Annotated in this window: 21 protein-coding genes; 11 read left to right on the forward strand and 10 right to left on the reverse strand. The window is 48.9% G+C overall.

The window, feature by feature from the left end; all coding sequences use genetic code 11:
* Positions 1-157 precede the first annotated feature (157 nt).
* The gene (locus DCC81_RS18010; protein WP_108687971.1) at positions 158-1,162 is read left to right on the forward strand and encodes a terpene synthase family protein; all 1,005 of its coding nucleotides are present in this window, start codon (positions 158-160) and stop codon (positions 1,160-1,162) included.
* A gap of 319 nt (positions 1,163-1,481) precedes the next feature.
* Here DCC81_RS18010 and DCC81_RS18015 read toward each other — a convergent pair whose 3' ends face one another.
* The 4 genes from DCC81_RS18015 to DCC81_RS18030 form a co-directional block, all read right to left on the reverse strand.
* Entirely contained in the window at positions 1,482-1,955 is a 474-nt protein-coding gene (locus DCC81_RS18015) for a DUF2975 domain-containing protein (RefSeq protein WP_108687972.1), read from the reverse strand.
* Between the two features lie 54 nt (positions 1,956-2,009).
* A complete protein-coding gene (locus tag DCC81_RS18020) occupies positions 2,010-2,282 on the reverse strand; it encodes a hypothetical protein (protein ID WP_108687973.1) in 273 nt (90 codons plus the stop codon).
* A gap of 109 nt (positions 2,283-2,391) precedes the next feature.
* Positions 2,392-3,090, reverse strand: coding sequence for a response regulator transcription factor (locus DCC81_RS18025; RefSeq protein ID WP_108687974.1), 699 nt, complete (start codon positions 3,088-3,090; stop codon positions 2,392-2,394).
* The gene (locus DCC81_RS18030; RefSeq protein ID WP_108687975.1) at positions 3,083-4,465 is read right to left on the reverse strand and encodes a sensor histidine kinase; all 1,383 of its coding nucleotides are present in this window, start codon (positions 4,463-4,465) and stop codon (positions 3,083-3,085) included. The genes DCC81_RS18025 and DCC81_RS18030 overlap by 8 nt, the downstream gene beginning before the upstream one ends.
* Positions 4,466-4,582: 117 nt before the next feature.
* On the opposite strand from DCC81_RS18030, the gene DCC81_RS18035 reads away from it, so the two are divergent.
* Positions 4,583-5,266, forward strand: a complete 684-nt coding sequence (locus DCC81_RS18035; protein ID WP_108687976.1) for a TlpA family protein disulfide reductase — start codon at positions 4,583-4,585, stop codon at positions 5,264-5,266.
* A gap of 68 nt (positions 5,267-5,334) precedes the next feature.
* On the opposite strand, the gene DCC81_RS18040 is transcribed toward DCC81_RS18035, so the two are convergent.
* Positions 5,335-6,135, reverse strand: a complete 801-nt coding sequence (locus tag DCC81_RS18040) for a sulfite exporter TauE/SafE family protein (RefSeq protein WP_205686358.1) — start codon at positions 6,133-6,135, stop codon at positions 5,335-5,337.
* A gap of 233 nt (positions 6,136-6,368) precedes the next feature.
* Here DCC81_RS18040 and DCC81_RS18045 point away from each other — a divergent pair, with 233 nt between their 5' ends.
* The 6 genes from DCC81_RS18045 (at position 6,369) to DCC81_RS18070 (ending at position 11,701) form a co-directional block, all read left to right on the forward strand.
* Positions 6,369-7,001 (forward strand): Crp/Fnr family transcriptional regulator, encoded by a 633-nt coding sequence (locus DCC81_RS18045; protein WP_108687978.1) that lies wholly within the window; start codon positions 6,369-6,371, stop codon positions 6,999-7,001.
* Positions 7,002-7,078: 77 nt separating this feature from the next.
* The gene (locus DCC81_RS18050) at positions 7,079-8,479 is read left to right on the forward strand and encodes an MBL fold metallo-hydrolase (RefSeq protein ID WP_108687979.1); all 1,401 of its coding nucleotides are present in this window, start codon (positions 7,079-7,081) and stop codon (positions 8,477-8,479) included.
* Positions 8,480-8,620: 141 nt separating this feature from the next.
* Positions 8,621-8,914, forward strand: a complete 294-nt coding sequence (locus DCC81_RS18055) for a rhodanese-like domain-containing protein (RefSeq protein WP_108687980.1) — start codon at positions 8,621-8,623, stop codon at positions 8,912-8,914.
* A gap of 262 nt (positions 8,915-9,176) precedes the next feature.
* Complete coding sequence (locus DCC81_RS18060; protein WP_165806630.1) at positions 9,177-10,535, forward strand: OprD family outer membrane porin; 1,359 nt, start codon at positions 9,177-9,179, stop codon at positions 10,533-10,535.
* A 57-nt stretch (positions 10,536-10,592) separates the two neighbouring features.
* A complete protein-coding gene (locus tag DCC81_RS18065) occupies positions 10,593-11,156 on the forward strand; it encodes a YeeE/YedE family protein (RefSeq protein ID WP_108687982.1) in 564 nt (187 codons plus the stop codon).
* Between the two features lie 26 nt (positions 11,157-11,182).
* Complete coding sequence (locus DCC81_RS18070; RefSeq protein ID WP_108687983.1) at positions 11,183-11,701, forward strand: DUF6691 family protein; 519 nt, start codon at positions 11,183-11,185, stop codon at positions 11,699-11,701.
* A gap of 226 nt (positions 11,702-11,927) precedes the next feature.
* Here DCC81_RS18070 and DCC81_RS18075 read toward each other — a convergent pair whose 3' ends face one another.
* The 3 genes from DCC81_RS18075 to DCC81_RS18085 form a co-directional block, all read right to left on the reverse strand.
* Positions 11,928-12,965 (reverse strand): NADP-dependent oxidoreductase, encoded by a 1,038-nt coding sequence (locus DCC81_RS18075; RefSeq protein WP_205686359.1) that lies wholly within the window; start codon positions 12,963-12,965, stop codon positions 11,928-11,930.
* Positions 12,966-13,192: 227 nt separating this feature from the next.
* Entirely contained in the window at positions 13,193-13,891 is a 699-nt protein-coding gene (locus DCC81_RS18080; protein WP_108687984.1) for a DUF1826 domain-containing protein, read from the reverse strand.
* Positions 13,888-14,247, reverse strand: a complete 360-nt coding sequence (locus tag DCC81_RS18085) for a winged helix-turn-helix transcriptional regulator (protein WP_205686360.1) — start codon at positions 14,245-14,247, stop codon at positions 13,888-13,890. Before DCC81_RS18085 ends, DCC81_RS18080 begins: the two co-directional genes overlap by 4 nt.
* Positions 14,248-14,510: 263 nt before the next feature.
* Here DCC81_RS18085 and DCC81_RS18090 point away from each other — a divergent pair, with 263 nt between their 5' ends.
* On the forward strand, positions 14,511-15,065 hold the full coding sequence (locus DCC81_RS18090) for a dihydrofolate reductase family protein (RefSeq protein ID WP_240613018.1): 555 nt from the start codon (positions 14,511-14,513) through the stop codon (positions 15,063-15,065).
* A 53-nt stretch (positions 15,066-15,118) separates the two neighbouring features.
* Here DCC81_RS18090 and DCC81_RS18095 read toward each other — a convergent pair whose 3' ends face one another.
* Positions 15,119-15,751, reverse strand: a complete 633-nt coding sequence (locus DCC81_RS18095) for an alpha-ketoglutarate-dependent dioxygenase AlkB family protein (protein ID WP_108687986.1) — start codon at positions 15,749-15,751, stop codon at positions 15,119-15,121.
* 325 nt (positions 15,752-16,076) lie between these two features.
* Between DCC81_RS18095 and DCC81_RS18100 the strand changes: the two genes are divergently transcribed.
* Together DCC81_RS18100 and DCC81_RS18105 are read left to right on the forward strand one after the other, a co-directional pair.
* The gene (locus DCC81_RS18100) at positions 16,077-16,541 is read left to right on the forward strand and encodes an Lrp/AsnC family transcriptional regulator (RefSeq protein WP_108687987.1); all 465 of its coding nucleotides are present in this window, start codon (positions 16,077-16,079) and stop codon (positions 16,539-16,541) included.
* 39 nt (positions 16,542-16,580) lie between these two features.
* Positions 16,581-16,931 carry a DUF2200 domain-containing protein gene (locus tag DCC81_RS18105; protein WP_108687988.1) on the forward strand — a complete coding sequence of 117 codons (351 nt, stop codon included), beginning with the start codon at positions 16,581-16,583 and terminating at the stop codon, positions 16,929-16,931.
* Between the two features lie 4 nt (positions 16,932-16,935).
* Here the strand turns inward: DCC81_RS18105 and DCC81_RS18110 are convergent, their stop codons facing one another.
* Positions 16,936-18,114, reverse strand: coding sequence for a sialidase family protein (locus tag DCC81_RS18110; protein WP_108687989.1), 1,179 nt, complete (start codon positions 18,112-18,114; stop codon positions 16,936-16,938).
* Positions 18,115-18,121 lie beyond the last annotated feature (7 nt).

Below are 18,121 nucleotides of genomic sequence, written 5' to 3' on the forward strand. Positions count from 1 at the left end.
TTCACGAAAAATCAATATCCATCCATGTGGTGAATTGGCCGCAGAAGAAGCAGGAATACCTTTAGCTTCATTGTTAGCTTGTTTGCGTTCAGATGATGATTACCCCGGAAAACAAAGCCAATCAAGGAAATAGCATGCGGTATTAAAAAATATATTAATGAAACCAGAGGAATACAACTCAAGAGACTATCTCCCCCTGAATTATTATCCATGGCCCAATCTTGTTAACGCCAATATAGAACAAATGGGCAAGGATATGGATGGCTGGATTGACAACGATTATACATTCTTGACCGAGTCGCAAAAAATAAGATACAAGAAGATGCGCCTACATGCCTGTACGGCTTGTATGTGGCCCCACCTAACATATGAGCAGGCCATTCCGTGCAATAGGTTCATGCTTCAATATGTTGTATTCGATGATCAGGTAGAAGATTCATCTCCCGGGGAGATCGAACACTTACGGATTCGATGTACGGCCATACTTAGAGGAGATCAACCTGCCGCTGAGGAAAATGCACTGTACCGGCAATTAGCGCTAATAAGGGATGAATTCCGCGCTTTCATGCCGGAAATGTGGGTGCAACGCTTTGCAAACTACTTCTATATTTCCACCAGATATGGAATTGAACCTGAACGCCCTTATAAAGTGGCTAACCGGCCGCCTTCCCTTATGCTTTACAAGGTTCTTCGTGAGTATTCTGTTCTGATGCACCCATACATGATCTTTGGGGAGATCGAATCAGGGCTTATTTTACCAGATCATGTGCTGGAGCATCCCGTGGTAAAACGAATGATCACTTTATTTGTCAGTGTTGTTGCATGGCAAAACGATATCCATTCCTTGCCGAAGGAACTGGCGAAAGGCACAGAGGTTTTTAATCTGATCCTTGTGCTGCAAAAGGAATACAATCTTTCGCTAAAAGATGCGAGTGCAGAGGCGCTTCGTATTCATAATGAATACTTGGCCGAATTGCTTGCTTTACATAAGGAGTATCGGGAATTTGGGGAATACCAGGAGCATGTAGATCAATTTTTATACTACTCAGGAATTGGGCTTCAGGGAGTAAATACTTTTTACTTGCAGGAAACAGAGCGTTACAAGCACGGTGGAGCTGGGTTTGCCTGGCCGGATGCTGCAACGAAAAGTAGCCTTATCTAATAACGTCAAAGTCACAAAGTTATGGGAAATGCATGCTCGTATTTGTAGCAGGTTCTCATGTAGCTAAAAGAAAGTTATCAATTTTTTTAAGGATCTTAAGAAAGTGTCACGGCAGTTATTAATGTCGTGCTAATGCCAGTTTTTCTGGGGATATTTTTCAACCAAATATCGGACGCAGATTTAAAATCGCTTGATACAATTAAAGGATAAACAATGCTATGCCCTGTCCTATTTAGCGTATTAATATGTGTTTTAAAGTATTCAATGAATTTTCTATCCTCAGTTCCGGCCCGGTAGGTATCTCTTCTTGCTTTTGCATCTATAAGAAATGCGTATCCCTCATCTGTGTTGCATGCTTCCATTTCTTTTCAAATGTCGCCGCGGTAGCCGCTGCGGCGATACAAACCAAAGTAACGGCTATGCAAACGGCAAGAAAACCCGCAGGGTCATCTTCTTTATGATGGAATATCTTTATGTACAGCCCTGCTATCACCATTAGGGCGCTTAACAGTATTGTACAATACTTTATCCGCTTTAAAGTTCCCACTGCGTTTGAGGAATATGTTTGATCCCGCCCGATGTATCCCAGCAATTTGAACGCCTGGTAAAGTGCTGCAAAGAAAACGATTGACGTTGCGTATCCGTACAGGATGAAGGGGTCAGTGTAAATACTGAACAGGTCCAGGTTTGCGGCTCTTCCCTCGGTCAGGGGAAACCTGATCAGCATGGCAAGCACCACGAGGCTGATAAGTACGATGACTGCCTGTAGTAATGTTAGCGCGGTTCTTTTCATGACAGGAAATGCGTTTTAGATGATACACTAAAGTATTAGCTGTTTATATGAATGCTAGTCAATAATTCCCACCGCCAGTTGTATCCATACAACGAGCAGGAGGGCCAGGACCAGGCCGCAGATAAGTAGCCGCCTCCTCATGCTCTTAACACGGGTCATAATGAGCTCACAGCCTGATCCCGTGGCCGCAAGCAGGAATGCTGCCACTGCAAAATCTGTCACAGTCCAGCGGACTTCCGTGGTGAACTGCATGGCGATGAGCGGAAGAGTGAGCAGCACCAGGATAAAGGCACCAATAAGCAGGCGCCGCGTAGCTACTGTCAGCATAGGCGTGATTTTTGGTTGTTAAAAAGCACTTTGTGATTCAAAGTAAGTGATAAATTTTTACATGGCCAAATATTTGGGCGGCTGGTAGGGGTATAGCAGGCGCTGGGGACTAATCCACTAATAACTTATAGCCCCGGCCCTTTACATTCAGGATCTGCACTGTGCTGTCTGCTCCAAAGAACTTGCGAAGCCGCGTAATGTACACATCCATACTGCGGGCGGTAAACAGGGTGTCTTCATTCCATATTTTCAGCAGGGCAGTTTTTCTTTCCAGCAGGTTGTTGCGGAATTGGTTCAGGAGGTGCAGCACCTCTGCTTCGCGCTGCGATAGTGTAATAGTGTGGGTGTTGCGGGTGAGCTCCAGCTTCCGGAAGTTGAAAACGTATGGTCCTATGAGGATATCTTCCGCGTCGCCGGGGGCGGTATTGTTGGGGGTATTGACAGCCCGCCTTACCAGCCGGTGCAGGCGGAGCACCAGTTCTTCCATGCTGAAAGGTTTTTTCATATAATCATCCGCACCCAGCTCCAGGCCTTTGATCACATCAGCGGTTTGTGTTTTCGCTGTTAGGAAAACGATAGGTGTAAGATCATCTACGCGGCGGATATCTGTTACAAGGGAATAGCCATCCTTCCTGGGCATCATAATATCCACCACGCATACATCCGGTTTCAGACTGGCATACTGTGTCCAGCCCTCTGCGCCATTCCTGGCCGTAGTTACCTGGAAGCCTTTCAGCTCCAGGGTTTCTTTGATGATCATTGCCAGCACTTCTTCATCTTCAACCAGTAATAGTTTGATCTTACTCATGGCGGAATGGAATGTTAATAGTGAATGTAGTGCCTTTGCCAGGTTTGCTTTTAACGGTGATGTTGCCTTGCAGTAAGGCTACCAGTTGTTTCACATGGCTGAGCCCTATACCATAGCCTTTGATCTCATGTAGGTCACCGGTGGGCACGCGGAAGAATTTATCAAAGATAAGCGGCAAATGAGCGGCGTCAATACCGGGGCCATTGTCGCTCACTACCAGTTGCCAGCTGTTGTCGGTGGCGGATGTTAGTAGCATTACCTGGATGGTGGTCCCGTCGCCGCCATATTTCCGGGCGTTGTCTATCAAATTGAAGGCGGCCGTTTCAATGATGTGGGGATCGGTCAATACGGTTGCCGTTCCAAGCCCGGAATGGAAGGTCAACGTTTGTGCTTCTTGCGGGGGCAGGCTTTCGATCACGCTGTTGATAATATCGGCTGGCCTCACCTCCACGAGCTTCACCGGCATCCTGCCGTCTTCATACCGGGCCACGTCCAGCAGCCGGTCTACATTTTTATCAAGGTTGTTAAGAATGCCGGCACTGATCTTGAGGTAGCGGCGGGTCTTTTCCGGGTTGCCGGATTCCCCGAACTGGTACAATGCTTCGTTGGCAGATTTCAGGATAGCGATCGGGGTGCGCAATTCATGGGTGATGTTATTGACGAACTCCGTTTTAAGCCGGGCGATCTTTTCCTGGCTGCGGATAATGGAACCCATGAACCATAGGCTGCCCGCGGTAAGCAGGATGAGGATAAAAGAAATGCCGATGGGCGCGGAACTTTCCCGCAGCACATATTGCCAGGTATTGGAGGCGTGGGCCGTAACAACATAGCTGGCGGAGCCCGAGTTGATAAACGTTGCGATATCTCCTTTTGCAGCTGGAGTGCCTGCCGGTAGCAACGCCAGTGTAAAGTGAAGTGTGACGCCGTGCCTGGCCAGCTCCTGTTTGAACAGGGAGTCAATGGCGGGCAGCGCTACCGGCTGAGGGTTGAGCGTGGCTGCAGCGCGGGCTATTAAACGCCTGACTTCTGATACATATTGGGGCGCAATATTGTAGGGCGTGAATTGCGATTTGTAAGGAGCCTTGTGGCCTGCCACAGACCTGGGGTCCGGCATTACAGGATGGCCGGTACCGCTTTGCATGACCTGGAATACAGACAAGCGAGGAACACTGTCGCCCGGGGTGCACGGGAGCAGGGAGTTCATCGCATTTACCTGGTATGCATCAATACTTTTTTCAAGTGCCTGCAACGTTTTTTCATACAGGTTATTCCTGGCAGACAGGTAGGCATTATAGGCCCAGTAAACCTGGAAAATAATGATACTCACCGCGGTGATCGCCGCGGCATAAAAAACAGCCTGGTTGTTCCTTTTCATTGCTTCAAAGGTAGCAAGTATCCGGCTTTCGTGCGGGAGTTAACAATTGTTAACAATGGTTAGTAATGGGTTAACGCCGCCCGCCCGCATACCGGCTTAAATTGCATCAAAAAAAACATGAAGTCAATCTTATTAGGCCTTATGATGGTCATTGCTGTAAATGCATTGGGGCAGGACAAACAGCCATATACCTATGTAATGGAAGACGGGACCGTACTTCCGGCAAGTAGCCTGGATAGCCTGAACCGCGCATGGGGCCAGGGCCGGGTGATGCTACAGCATACTGCGGAAGACGATAAAAAAGGTATCATGCACGTGGTGAAAATGTCTGATGCCATGATGCAGTTATTCCTGCAAAAGGCAACTGAAAACAAAATGAAGCTAATGGCAATGGTGGGCAAGCCGGCACCTGCATTTTCATTGAAGGATATGTCCGGGAAGTCATGGACGCTGGACCAGCTGAAAGGCAGGGTGGTGGTGCTCAATTTCTGGTTCACTTCCTGTCCGCCCTGCATTGCGGAGATGCCGGATTTAAATGGATTGGTGCATCAGTATCCGCCGGCGAAGGTGGTGTTCCTGGCACTTACATTCAATGATGCTGACCAGGTAAAGAAATTCCTGGAAACACACGTGTTTGATTATACGATCCTGCCTTCATCGGGCGAAGTGGATAAAAGCTATGCGATCAGTTCCTGGCCTGCCAGCTTTGTGATCGGTAAAGGAGGCAAAATATTGCTGGCTGCCGAATCTGGCCCGGAACTGGTGAAGCAGGTGAAAAGCACCATTGACAAGGAACTTTAAGATCTGTGCAGTAAGAATGGCAATTACAGGCGGGGCAGCGTATGGCTGCTTCGCCTTTTTTGGGGTGATTATAAAGCGGTTGATATCTCCCTCACCAGGATATAAATGCCCATGGCCAATACAAACCATCCGAAGCCCTTTTTCAGTTTGCCGGCGGGTATTTTACGGTTCAGGTAACTGCCTAATAAAATACCGGCTATGGCCAGCGCAGTAACCGCAAACAGCAATTGCCAGTCTATCCCCTTGTCATGCAGGTTGCCTGTAAACCCGATCAGGGAGTTCAGGGCAATAACAAGCAGTGACGTGCCCACCGCTTCCTTCATAGGCAGGTGAAGCAACAGCACCAGTGCCGGAATGAGCAGGAACCCTCCGCCGGCGCCCAGCAAGCCGGTTACCAGTCCAATACCCGTACCATATAAGATTAATTTGCCTGCGTTGATCTTTTTCTCCACGGCTTCCCTGCTGCCCGGAGCATGCTTGTTGCGCATCATAAAAATAGCGGAGATGAGCATCAGTAAAGCGAATAACACCATGGTTAACCAGCTTTCTGTAATGTTAAAACCATGGATAGTGGCAATGTGCCCGGGGATGGAAGGCACTAGCCATTTGCGGGTAGCAAAAACGGTTGCTACCGACGTTGCGGCAAACAACAGCGCCATCCGGACATTCACCGTTCCCTGTTTATACTGTCTGGCTGCTCCCACCAGGCTGGTGGAGCCTACCACAAACAAAGAGTAGGATGTAGCTGTTACAGGAGAAACGCCAAACAGGTAAACCATCACCGGCATGGTCAATATTGAACCGCCGCCGCCGATCAGTCCCAACGATATTCCAATCAATAAAGAAGCGATATATCCGAGCAAATGCATAGTATTCATTTCTGGCAAAGGTGATGCTCCTTGTTTGCCCTGACAGTGATTTTGGTCACGTAAGGCTTTTTTCCCGGTAACCCGCTTATGTGACTACAGTCACCAGGAAATACCGGAAAGAACAGTATCTATGCACGAAACGTATTGCTGGTATAAACCGGCCCGGACATTTATGGATAGCCGTGGCTGGACGGCCTTGTAACAAAGACAGTTTTAATTTGTAATTTGACACTATGCAAGAACTAAATCTGGTCCGGCAATGGTTTCCGGGACTTGAGGAAGAATTATACGAGGAAATTGACCGGCATGGAGAAATACGCCATATACCTGCCGGGACCATCATGTTACGGAAGGGCCAGCCCATCCGGTCCGCCATTCTGATACTGGAAGGCGTTGTAAAGATCTACCAGGAGGACGAAGAGGGCGATGAATTTTTTATGTATGATATCGAACCGGGGGAAGCCTGTTCGGTGTCTATGCTGTGCACCTACCGGCAGGAAAACAGCCGGGTCATGGCAAAAACGCTTACTCCGGCAACGGTGCTCAATATTCCCCTTCAATATATGGATGAATGGCTGGGGAAATACAAAAGCTGGCATCATTTCGTTATCAAAAGCTGGAGGGACCGTTACGATGAATTGCTGAATACGGTCAATGATATAGCATTCAGGAATATGGATGAGCGCCTGGTGCTGTACATTGAGGGGCAGGTAAAAAAAATGGGGCGTCACATCAGGCTGACACACCAGGAGATCGCTTCCGACCTCAATTCTTCCCGCGAAGTGATCAGCCGGTTGATGAAAAAGATGGAGAAGAACGGATGGGTGATCATTCACCGTAACTCTTTTGAATGGATCAGGCCATAGACAGGCGTGTGTGATCTGCGTCACTGATAGGTCGCAACAGAGATTTCATCTTTGTGGAAACAAAAAACAAAACCACTATGTATTTTCAACACATTTATGATAAGAGCCTTGCACAGGGTAGTTATTTTATCGGTTGCCAGAAAGCAGGCGTAGCGGCAGTGATCGATCCTAAAAGGGATGTGGACACTTACCTGCAAATTGCAAAGGAACAGAAAATGACCATCACCCATATACTGGAAACGCATATTCATGCGGATTTCCTTGCGGGGTCGCGTGAGCTTGCAGCGCTTACCGGGGCCGGAATGTACCTCTCTGACGAAGGCGGCCCAGACTGGCAATACGAGTTTGACCACATAGGATTGAAAGACGGCAGCAGGATCAACCTCGGGAACCTGCAATTTGAAGTGTTGCATACGCCCGGACATACGCCGGAAAGTATCAGCTTTTTATTGACGGACAAGCCAGCCAGTGATCAACCTGTCATGCTGTTTACCGGCGACTTTGTTTTCGTAGGAGACATCGGCCGGCCCGACCTGTTGGAAAAAGCTGCCGGCTTGAAGGGTACCCAGGAAGCAGGTGCCCATCAGATGTTCCTCTCTCTTAAAAAGTTTAGTGCCTTACCTCCTTATGTGCAGGTATGGCCAGGTCATGGCGCAGGTTCTGCATGTGGCAAGGCACTGGGTGCGGTGCCTTCTACCACAACCGGCTATGAAATAGTAAGGAACTGGGCATTTCGCTTCCAGCAGGACGAAGCTGGCTTTGTAAAGTTCCTGCTGGCTGACCAGCCGGAGCCGCCAAAGTATTTCGCGATGATGAAAAAGCTCAATAAGGTGAACCGGCCGTTACTAACCGGGGTTCCTGCCATTAAACAGTTAAGCATAGCGGAGTTGAAGGCCGCACGGGAGAAAGGATATAAACTGATCGATACGCGTGATAAAGCGGATTTTGCCAAAGGATACATTCCCGGTAGCATCAATATACAGGGCAACAATTCCTTTAACACCTGGGCCGGCTGGTTCCTTGATTATCAGACGCCTTTTATGCTGGTAGCAGATCCTGCTAACATCGATGACCTCACCCGGAAGCTGATGCGTATTGGGCTGGATAAAATCTACGGATATATCCCTGGTATAGAAGGCTGGCAGGAAGCGGGCGGCCACCTGGAACAAGCACCGGTGATCTCCCTGGAAGAGTTCAAGGACCTATATGCCCATAACGGTATACAGGTGGTAGACCTGCGCGGCGCAACGGAATACCAGGCCGGCCATATCAAAGGAGCCAGCCACGTGTTTATAGGCACGCTGCCGGATAACCTCGACAAGATCAGTAAAGATAAAAAGGTGGTCATTCACTGCCAGGGAGGCGATAGGGCTACTATCGGGTATTCACTCCTTGCACAAAGCGGGTATAAGAACATCCTGAATTTTTCGGAAGGCATGAATAAATGGTTGCAGGAAGGGAATGCTGTAGTACAGTAACAGCTGATCAATGATCATAGGTAAAAGGGCGCTCCTGGAAAAGGGGTGCCCTTTTTTTGTGTGCATTTTCACGCTATGTGACTGCAGTCATTTATAGCGCCAATTAGCGGGGGTAGCTTTGAATCCTAAAAAAGTATCATTATGAAATTATCAGAGATCATAGATGCCTCCACCCAGTTTGTAGATGTTAGAACACCGGAGGAATTTGCTGCCGGGCATATTGCCGGCGCGTTGAATATTCCATTGTCAGACATATCCAGGCGAAAAAATGAGATCAAAGGTCTCGGCAGCAACGTTGTGGTGTGCTATTGCAGAAGTGGCAGCCGGAGTGGTCTTGCCGTAAGTCAACTACAACGGGAAGGCTATGGAATGATATACAATGGAGGCAGCCTGGAAGCAGTAAGATCATTGCTTGCGAAAAAAGGGATTCACTAAAACCAGTACTCATGAAGACAATATTGACAAAAGGTTGGAACCCGATGCGTGTAGTGCGTTTGATTGCCGGCATAGCCGGTGTGATCTACGGCTTAGCCAGCCACGAAATGCTTTTGGGAGCAGCCGGCTTATTCCTGGTATTGTTAAGTCTCTTCAATGCAGGTTGTTGCTGTGCCGGTTCCTGTTCGCTTCCGAGACAGTCCCGCAACCGATGAAGTGGTTCGTAAGTTGCCCAAGGATAAGGAAAGGCATTCCAGGCCTTTTGATCCTTTGGATATTCCATACATCTGCCTTTGCGCAGGAAAAGAAGGATACGACTACGCTTGCCTATGCTTTCCACGAAGGAAGTGTCCGGGGAAACCTGCGCAATGCCCTATTGCTGACCAACAATGCTCCCGGGCTAACGGATTACCAGGCGGATGCCATTGGCGGTCACCTGGTTTATCAAACCGGGAGTTTCAAGGGGTTCCGGTTAGCCGTGGGAACTCACTTCACTTTTCCGCTTACTACTTCCGGTCTGTCTGAGCCAGATCCCGCTACCGGTGCGCTTAACCGTTATGAGGCGACCTTATTTGACGTGACGAAACCCCAGGAAAAGCGGAACCTGGCTCTAGTCAGCCTGTTGAACCTTACCTGGCAATGGAAGGATAGCAGGATCATACTAGGCCGGCAATGGCTCAATACACCGTTCATCAATATGCAGGATAACCGGATGCAACCCACTGCGGTGGAAGGATTTTATTCAGATATCCGTTTGCAGAAATGGAAAGTGGAAGCTGCCTGGTTACGCGGCATAGCGCCAAGAGGTACGATGCATTGGTATAATGTGGCAGGCTCCATGGGATTATATCCGCAGGGAACCAATAGCGATGGCAGCCGCGGAAATTATCTCGCTAATGTTAAAACAAGCGGCATAGGCTTGCTAGGGCTGCATTACGAGCCGGACCAGCACCTCCACCTGCAGGCATGGGAACAATATGCGGATAATCTTTTTAACACTGTGCTGGTGCAGGGTGACTATAAAGTACCACTGGACAAAGATGCCCGGTGGCTATTTAGTTTGCAATATATCCGGCAGGACATTGTGCAGGATGGCGGGCATGCAGACCCGGCAAAGGCTTACTTCAGTAATGGCAACCGGGTAAATGTGATCGGTGCAAGGACCGGATGGGAAAATAATAGGGCCAGGGCACTATTGAACTACACGCGGATCACTGCCGGAGGGAGGTTCTCCATGCCGAGGGAATGGGGAACGGAGCCATTTTTTACTTTCCTCAGCCGCGAACGGAATGAAGGCGCCGGAGGTGTACATGCTGCTTCCGTTACTGTTAAGTGGGAATTTCCCAAACAACACCTTACCGTGGAAGGAGGGTATGGAAGGTATTATATGCCCGATGTAAAACAGTATACACTGAATAAATATGGGATGCCTTCTTATAATCATACAAAAATAGGCGTAGACTACGTTTGTGGTGGCAAGCTGCAGCCGCTTAGATTGTCGGCCCTGTATATTTATAAAGGAGACAAAGGGGATACTTACAATAATCCCAAATATGTAATTAATAAGGTGAATGTATCCCATTTTGCTTTTGTGGTCAATTATCCTTTTTCTACTAAGTGACCATGGTCACCGATAAGTTCTTCCCCCGGCAATAGATTTGCCAATAAAATACATCGAATGCTTCAGGCTTTACAACAACCATGGCCCTGGTATGTGGCAGGTGCCCTGATCGGGCTCATTGTGCCGGCGCTATTGATCCTGGGAAACAAACATTTTGGCATATCTGCTAACCTGCGTCATGCCTGCGCGGCCTGTTTTCCCGCAGGCATAAAGTTTTTCCAGTACGACTGGAAAAAAGAGATCTGGAACTTCTTCTTTGTGGGCGGGATACTGGCAGGGGCTATTTTGACCACCCACTTGATCCCCGACCCTCATCCGGTACAGATCAACGCGGCGCTGGCCCGTGAACTGGCGGGGTATGGCATCACTGACCGTAGCAGTTTGTTGCCCCGGGAACTTTTCTCCTGGAGTAGCCTGTTTACACTGCGTGGGCTGATCATGCTGGTAGGGGGAGGCTTCCTGGTAGGATTCGGAACCCGTTATGCCGGGGGGTGCACTTCCGGCCACGCCATCATGGGACTCAGTGACCTGCAATGGCCTTCGCTGGTGGCTACAGTTATGTTTATGGCAGGTGGGTTCATCATGGCAAACCTGTTACTTCCTTTTATCCTCCATTTATAATCTTTCTTTCAAGAGCATCGTCAATTATGAAAACGACAACAGAACCCATAAACGCACAACCAGGGAATACCGATTTTGAAGTACGTTCGCTGGATACCATTTGCATCAATGAATCCAGGAAACAACATCCCTGGTGGTACAACTTCAAGTACATGGCTGTGGGAGTATTGTTTGGAGTGGTATTCGTAAAGGCGGAGGTCATCAGCTGGTTCCGCATACAGGAGATGTTCCGGCTGCAAAGCTTTCATATGTATGGCGTGATAGGAACCGCAGTGGTGGTAGGCATCATTTCCGTATGGCTGATCAAAAAGTTCAATATCAAAACCATCCATGGTGAGAAAATCGAGTTTCATCCCAAAAAGTTCAACAAAGGGCAGATCTATGGAGGTTTGATCTTTGGCCTTGGTTGGGCATTGACAGGTGCCTGCCCCGGCCCCCTGTTCGCACAGGTGGGCACGGGTGCCCTGGTGGTCATTGTTGTGCTGCTGAGCGCCATTGCAGGTACCTGGACCTATGGATATTTCAGGGAGAAGTTACCGCACTAGACGGTTGCTGGCAACTTTATGCCTGTGCCGTTTCTTTTCTGCCCGTAATGCTCAGGATTGTCTTTCCTCCTGCAATTGTCTCTGACACCGCTTCTTCTGAAAACAGCTGCCCCTGGCGCTCAACGTCTTTTGGGGCCGGGAGGATCGGAATGCGGTCAACAAGTTGCCGTATGGCCATTCGGACGGCTAATTCATTTGTGTTCCTTTCAGGGTTGTATGGAAATAATTAAACCGTAAGTGCTATTTTCCCCTGTATACTTCCCTTTGCAGCTCTTTCGTGTGCCTTGCTGGCATCCGCCAGTGGAAAGACACTGTCAATAACCACTTTGATTGTTCCATTATTGAGCAGGCCGGCAAGCACAGAAAGCTGGGAGCCGTTGGAACGTACTTGCGTTGCTGATACCGTAACGCCTGATCTTTCAGCTTCCGCAGCACCCGAAAATCCTAAAGGGAAAACAGGGAACAGGGCTCCTCCCTTTTTAAGGGTCTTTAAGAAGCGGCCGGTGGATGGACCGCCAACAGTATCCACTACCAGGTCGATGCCAGACACGATGTCTTCGGCGTTGTGTTTAGTGTAGTCGATAAACTCATTGGCACCAAGCGCACGCAAAATATTTTCGTGCCTTCCCGATCCGACCGCAATAACGTATGCCCCTTTCCATTTTGCCAGTTGTACTGCAAAATGTCCTACTCCTCCGGCAGCTCCATTTACAAGTACGGTCTTTCCTTCCAGGGGAACAGGTTCGTGCCGGTAGGGTTGAAGCGGGTTGGGTTCATCATGCCCAAGGTCAATTAAAAATTGCCAGGCAGTAAGCAATGACATGGGGGCGGCCGCGGCTTCCGTGAAACCTATATTTTCAGGCTTTAAGGCTATCTCCTCTGCAGGTACACTGACATATTCTGCATATGCCTGGCTTGCTCCATAACTTGGAAACCGCACCATCGCATATACTTCATCTCCGATGGAAAATCCTTTGACCGCTTCGCCTGTCGCAACAACCACGCCCGAGATATCGGTGCCAAGTATGACAGGAAATGGCACCTTAGGTTGCCATTCCCGTGGCAGCATTTTATATCCGTCTCGCAAATACCAGTCAGGCGGATTGAGCCCAATTGCTTTTACTTTTACCAACACTTCTCCTCTTTTTACTTCCGGAACCGGGGCATCTTCATAGCGAAGTACTTCAGGGCCTCCAAATTCATGTTGCCGGATTGCTTTCATAACACCCGGCCTTTCATTTTTCTGTTCTGAACTTATGCTCATCTGGTTTAATCTTTAATGAGCAACAAAAGTAACGTGACAGTATATTTATGGCAAGTATGTACTTTTTTGTATGCTACGTACCGTTTGGAGTGTATTGTTGAATATCAAATAAATAAAAAGCTGGAAAGAAGCGAAAAAACTTGCCAGGGAGCCGCGGCCTGGCCTGTGGAGCATGCTATTGAACGTACATAGGTTGCAGCATTTTGCAGTTGGCTAACCTGTTGTGGTCAACAGATCAGTAGTAACCTGCGTTGCCCTGATTTTTCTTTGGGTGCACGGTGAACACAAGGCGGCACTTTACTCCCGGGATGATCCACTGCCAGTCTCCATAAGTGGCCCAGTCCCAGGTTTATAGGACGCGCATCCGGTTTGGCCTGGTAATGCAGGTCAAAGAAGTTTTCACGCAGGAATGACTCAAACCCTTCCGCGGGGCCATGATAAAGCGTTTTGAGCTCATCCCGTACTGCCGGGATCAGGATCTTCTGTGTGACTTGAGAATTGGGCAATATTTCGCTCGCATCGCCATGGTACGTGCATAAAAAGGTGTTGGTGGGTATAGGGGAGCGGTCTACGTGAAAGGAGTAAACATCGGTCGGAAAAAACGGGTAGGCATCATCCCGGTCGTAGTGGCTGATCACGTTAAGGACTGGCGATGCGCCATGTGCTTCCAATGCTTGCAGGTCATGCAGGAGTATTTCGCGGGCAAGCTGCCCTTGTTCACTTAGCCGGAGATCGCGAAGCGCTTCTTGTTCAATGGTTGTTATATTTCCGGCGGGCGCTACCTGCTCTATAATTTCAGAAAAATCACCTGTTAGCGTACGGGGCCAGCAAATTGCGTTGATGGCTCCATCAAAGGGTGTAGCAACCAGGTCCTGGAAATTTGTGACACAATGAATTTGGTTCCCGGTGCGAGATAGATCTATCATGCGCTGTTTTTCACTTTTTTTTCTTTCTTGATTTGCCTGTCGCCCCATTCTTTAAGGTAAGTGATGAACGGGATCAATTCCTTTCCGACTTCCGTTAACGTGTATTCAACCTTCGGAGGGACTTCCCGGTAAACTTTCCGGTTAATGAGATGGTCGGCTTCCAGTTCTTTCAGCGTTTGTGTGAGCATTTTCGTGGTGATATCAGGCACCGTCCTGCTCAATTCTCCGTAACGCAAAATAGAATGCTCGTGCAGGTACCATAGGATCCTCCCTTTGTATTTGCCACCGATTCGTTTAAATGCGTAATCAACAGAACAAGTTGCCACTTCCGGGCAGGTTTTGTCATTCTTTTTCATTTTTAAATTGTTGATTATCAACAATAGAATACTTTTAGTGGGTATGATACATAACAGCAGATACCGGCCGTAAAGATACATTAATTTAGTTTTGGGGCAGGGCATTCATTACCCGCCCCCGTCAACCGTCTTTTGTCGCAATTGCCCCCGCAGTTTGTCAGTTCTTACCCAATCATATTACCAATATTTCCCGGAGATTTGTGCCCTGACCAATAACAAAACACATTCAAATAAGCACCAATATGGGAAACATTGTATTATTCATGCACACATCGCTCGATGGATTTGCTGCCGGTACAAAAGGCGAGATGGACTGGATCCATGTAGATGAAGAGATCTTTGATTTCGGGGCAGAAAGGATCATGAAAACCAATACGGCGTTATACGGCAGGGTTACCTTCCAGCTGATGGAAAGCTATTGGCCAACGGCGGCAGACCAGCCGGGAGCCAGCAAGCACGATAAAGAACATGCCGCCTGGTATAAAACCGTGCACAAAGTAGTATTGTCAAACACATTGGATCAGGCAACACTTACCAATACAACGGTGATCGGAAAAGATTATGCAGCTGCCCTCCGCAAATTGAAGGAGGATACAAGCGGGGAAATACTGCTGTTCGGAAGCCCTACCGCCGCTCATGCACTCCTGGCGGAAAATCTCATCGATGAATGCTGGCTGTTTGTCAACCCGGTATTGCTGGGGGAGGGGATGCCGGTTTTTGATGGTATTAAAGAAAGGCTGCCGCTGAAGCTCGTGAAGACCCATGTGTTCAGCGCTGGTGTGGTGTGCCTCCAGCACGAACGGCAGCAGGAAAAGTAATTAAGGGGGGGACAAAACAAAATCGTACTCCGGCTGCCCGGCATTTTGTTGTATTAAACACTGGGGCTATAGGGATTCCGGATGGTGCCAGGTTCCCCGATGCGGAACGTAAGGTTGATCCGCGGACCGGTTTCCTTGCTGGTCTTGGGTACATGATGTTCGTAGTGGTCCTGCATGGTTTCGCCCATCAGTAGCAGGCTGCCGTGGGTAAGTGGTATATCCAGCCGGGATACGTCTTTGCGGGTCTTATGTCTTACTTTGAATAACCGTGTTTCTCCGAAAGTAACCGAGGCAACGGCGTGGTGCTTTCCCTCCGCGGGCAGGGTATCACTATGCCAGGCCACGGAGTCGTTGCCATCCCGGTAAAAATTGAGCAGCACCCGGTCAAATGTAATGTTACATTGTGCTTCCACTTTTGCTTTTATTTCCAGCAGTTCAGGGGTCCATGCAAAACCGGTACTGCCGCCATAGAAGGCTGTTAACCGCGGGTCTGGCAGGGTACGGTCATAAAGTTTGCGCTCCCGCTGCTGCCAGGGGGTACCGGTTTTTAAACATTGGAAAAACCGGTCGGAATCTGCTTTCTCAAAAAAACGTTCCCATAATTTAAGTTCGGTGCCGGGGAGATGGAAATCTTTGAAGTATTTTCTTCCCTCATCAAACAGCGCTGCATCTTCAAAAAGTCTCATGCAGCAAAGATACGGAATTGCTAATAAAATTAGTAATGTGACCGGGCGTCGTCACAACAAAAAGGTCTGTGCCTCAACAGGCGCAGACCGTTCCAATGGTTGGTTTAGTTTACTTAATCAACAAATATGTGTAACCTTCAGCCGGGAAACAGGCGCCCGGTTCGTGGTATGATAGTCGGTTTTACAATAAAATTCCAATTTATTACCCGTTTGATCAATGGGTAGGCCGTTTTTCCGTAAATATTCTGCTATTTGGCCATTATAATGTCATTTTTTACGATTTATAGTGCAGGATGGGTTAAATTGTAGCAGTTTTTTAACTGCCATGGATAAACAACTTGATCAGCTCGACAAGGACTTGCTCCGCCTCCTGCAAAAAGATGCACAGCTTACCAATAAGGAAATTGCCGGGAGGCTGCATAAATCTGTAGCCACCGTGCATGAGCGGATCCGCCAGCTCCGGGAAGCCGGCTATATCACCAAAGTGGTGGCACTGGTAGACCGAAAGAAGATTGACCTGGGGCTGGTGGCATTCAGCCAGGTGTTATTGCATGATCATGCCGCCACTACGTTAAGGTCTTTTGAAACCGCGGTGGCAAAGTTTCCTGAAGTGATGGAATGTTTCCAGATGACGGGGACATTTGATTTTATATTACGGGTAGCCACCCGCGATATGGACACATATCACACGTTCTACCGCAAGCTGGCCGCATTGCCTAATATCAGTACCGTACAAAGTTTTTTCGTGTTATCTGAAACGAAAAGTGATACTGCCTACCCGATCGTGTAAGCGCCTGCCTTTTGTAATTTTGCCTTAAATGCTGTTAACATGGACAACACAAGAGTATACCGGATGTCATTTGCCAGTGTTTACCCGCTCTATATTCAAAAGGCGGAAAGAAAAGGACGCACCAAAGCGGAAGTGGATACCATCATCCACTGGCTGACGGGGTACGACGAAAAGGGCCTGCAGCAGGTCATTGCCAATAAGACCGACTTTCAAACTTTTTTTGCAGAAGCCCCACAACTCAATCCCAATGCATCTAAAATTACCGGCGTGATCTGCGGGTATCGCGTGGAAGAGATCGAAGACAGGCTGATGCAAAAAGTGCGTTACCTGGATAAGCTGATCGATGAGCTGGCAAAAGGAAAGGCCATGGAAAAGATCCTGCGGAAGTGAACTGTTATTTATCCCATTGCCGGAAACCGGCCACGCGTTTAAAGATCATATAATTTGCATTGTGCTGGTTATCGGCGCCACCTGTTGCATCGTCATACGCGGTTCTTACCACGGCAATGATATCGTTGCCATCAAATACCCAATCTGCATACTGGAAGCCATGTTTGGCCACATTGTCGCTTTGCAGGATGATATGGTTTACGCGCCAGTGAACCAGGTCCGTTGAGCTGCACAAGGCCAGCGTGTTCCGCACCCTTTCCTGGTTATCGTTTGCATAGGCTGCGGGCACATAGTTACTCAGGGTCCAGTATTTCCGGGTTTGCGCATCGTAGCGGATGCAGAATTTCTTAGCCCCGCCCGGGAAGTCGAAAACACCACTGGTACTGTCAAACGCTACTGCTTTTCCATCTGCGCTGATATTGATGATGGCCGCTTTTTCTTCGCCCTTTTTGAGGTAGTGCACCCGCAGCAGGTCTTTTATATTGCCATCCGGTGCCACTACGGCATTGCCTTCCAGCCAGCCAGCCCCTTTATGCAGGTTTTTATCCAGTGCCAGTTTGCCGGAGGTGGTCCAACTGCCGGCATACAGCAGGTCCTTGCGGTTGCCGGCGCTCAGCATGAAGGCGTAAAAGTCGCCCCAGGGGCCACCAGGCTTCACCTGCTCCATGGCACGCCAGATCCTGCCATGGGCCGCGATCACCGGCACCGGTGCCGTGTGGTAGCCCACCATTGCGGACGCTGGCAGCAGCAGGCCGTTATGGCTGCCGGTAGGTTCCGTCCAGCTATGGCCACCATCCTTAGACCGGCGGATAATGCAATCCCCCTCCGCGTTGCGCACCCCCATGATGTACAGGGCGCCCCGGTGCACAAAGAGGCCGGACCAGAACTGGTTGATGGCTGCAATGGCATGCCAGGTGTTGCCTTGGTCTGTCGATTCAAAGATCCTGGTAGTGGCGTGGGTGGCCTCGTTAGATGCAGGTCCGAAAAAATCGTGTGATGCGATGTAATGACCATTGGGCAGGATGCAGATGCTTGGAGAGCCAATGTACTGCCTGGCTGCAGCAGGTACGTGGTCAATGATAATGCCGGGCACTGTATCCTGGCCGCATACACGCATGTGAAAGGCGGAGCAGGCAAAGAGCAGCAGGGCAAGTAGTTTGCCGGTAGTACGTGAAATCGTCATGAGTGGA

This window comes from Chitinophaga parva, assembly GCF_003071345.1.
GTDB classification, from domain to species: Bacteria; Bacteroidota; Bacteroidia; order Chitinophagales; family Chitinophagaceae; genus Chitinophaga; species Chitinophaga parva.

What these genes read in the sequence shown, in the direction of transcription:
- DCC81_RS18010 (WP_108687971.1), top strand. Translation starts at nt 158, where the DNA reads ATGAAACCAGAGGAATACAACTCAAGAGACTATCTCCCCCTGAATTAT.
- DCC81_RS18015 (WP_108687972.1), bottom strand. Translation starts at nt 1,955, where the DNA reads ATGAAAAGAACCGCGCTAACATTACTACAGGCAGTCATCGTACTTATC.
- DCC81_RS18020 (WP_108687973.1), bottom strand. Translation starts at nt 2,282, where the DNA reads ATGCTGACAGTAGCTACGCGGCGCCTGCTTATTGGTGCCTTTATCCTG.
- DCC81_RS18025 (WP_108687974.1), bottom strand. Translation starts at nt 3,090, where the DNA reads ATGAGTAAGATCAAACTATTACTGGTTGAAGATGAAGAAGTGCTGGCA.
- DCC81_RS18030 (WP_108687975.1), bottom strand. Translation starts at nt 4,465, where the DNA reads ATGAAAAGGAACAACCAGGCTGTTTTTTATGCCGCGGCGATCACCGCG.
- DCC81_RS18035 (WP_108687976.1), top strand. Translation starts at nt 4,583, where the DNA reads ATGAAGTCAATCTTATTAGGCCTTATGATGGTCATTGCTGTAAATGCA.
- DCC81_RS18040 (WP_205686358.1), bottom strand. Translation starts at nt 6,135, where the DNA reads ATGCATTTGCTCGGATATATCGCTTCTTTATTGATTGGAATATCGTTG.
- DCC81_RS18045 (WP_108687978.1), top strand. Translation starts at nt 6,369, where the DNA reads ATGCAAGAACTAAATCTGGTCCGGCAATGGTTTCCGGGACTTGAGGAA.
- DCC81_RS18050 (WP_108687979.1), top strand. Translation starts at nt 7,079, where the DNA reads ATGTATTTTCAACACATTTATGATAAGAGCCTTGCACAGGGTAGTTAT.
- DCC81_RS18055 (WP_108687980.1), top strand. Translation starts at nt 8,621, where the DNA reads ATGAAATTATCAGAGATCATAGATGCCTCCACCCAGTTTGTAGATGTT.
- DCC81_RS18065 (WP_108687982.1), top strand. Translation starts at nt 10,593, where the DNA reads ATGCTTCAGGCTTTACAACAACCATGGCCCTGGTATGTGGCAGGTGCC.
- DCC81_RS18070 (WP_108687983.1), top strand. Translation starts at nt 11,183, where the DNA reads ATGAAAACGACAACAGAACCCATAAACGCACAACCAGGGAATACCGAT.
- DCC81_RS18075 (WP_205686359.1), bottom strand. Translation starts at nt 12,965, where the DNA reads ATGAGCATAAGTTCAGAACAGAAAAATGAAAGGCCGGGTGTTATGAAA.
- DCC81_RS18080 (WP_108687984.1), bottom strand. Translation starts at nt 13,891, where the DNA reads ATGATAGATCTATCTCGCACCGGGAACCAAATTCATTGTGTCACAAAT.
- DCC81_RS18085 (WP_205686360.1), bottom strand. Translation starts at nt 14,247, where the DNA reads ATGAAAAAGAATGACAAAACCTGCCCGGAAGTGGCAACTTGTTCTGTT.
- DCC81_RS18090 (WP_240613018.1), top strand. Translation starts at nt 14,511, where the DNA reads ATGCACACATCGCTCGATGGATTTGCTGCCGGTACAAAAGGCGAGATG.
- DCC81_RS18095 (WP_108687986.1), bottom strand. Translation starts at nt 15,751, where the DNA reads ATGAGACTTTTTGAAGATGCAGCGCTGTTTGATGAGGGAAGAAAATAC.
- DCC81_RS18100 (WP_108687987.1), top strand. Translation starts at nt 16,077, where the DNA reads ATGGATAAACAACTTGATCAGCTCGACAAGGACTTGCTCCGCCTCCTG.
- DCC81_RS18105 (WP_108687988.1), top strand. Translation starts at nt 16,581, where the DNA reads ATGGACAACACAAGAGTATACCGGATGTCATTTGCCAGTGTTTACCCG.
- DCC81_RS18110 (WP_108687989.1), bottom strand. Translation starts at nt 18,114, where the DNA reads ATGACGATTTCACGTACTACCGGCAAACTACTTGCCCTGCTGCTCTTT.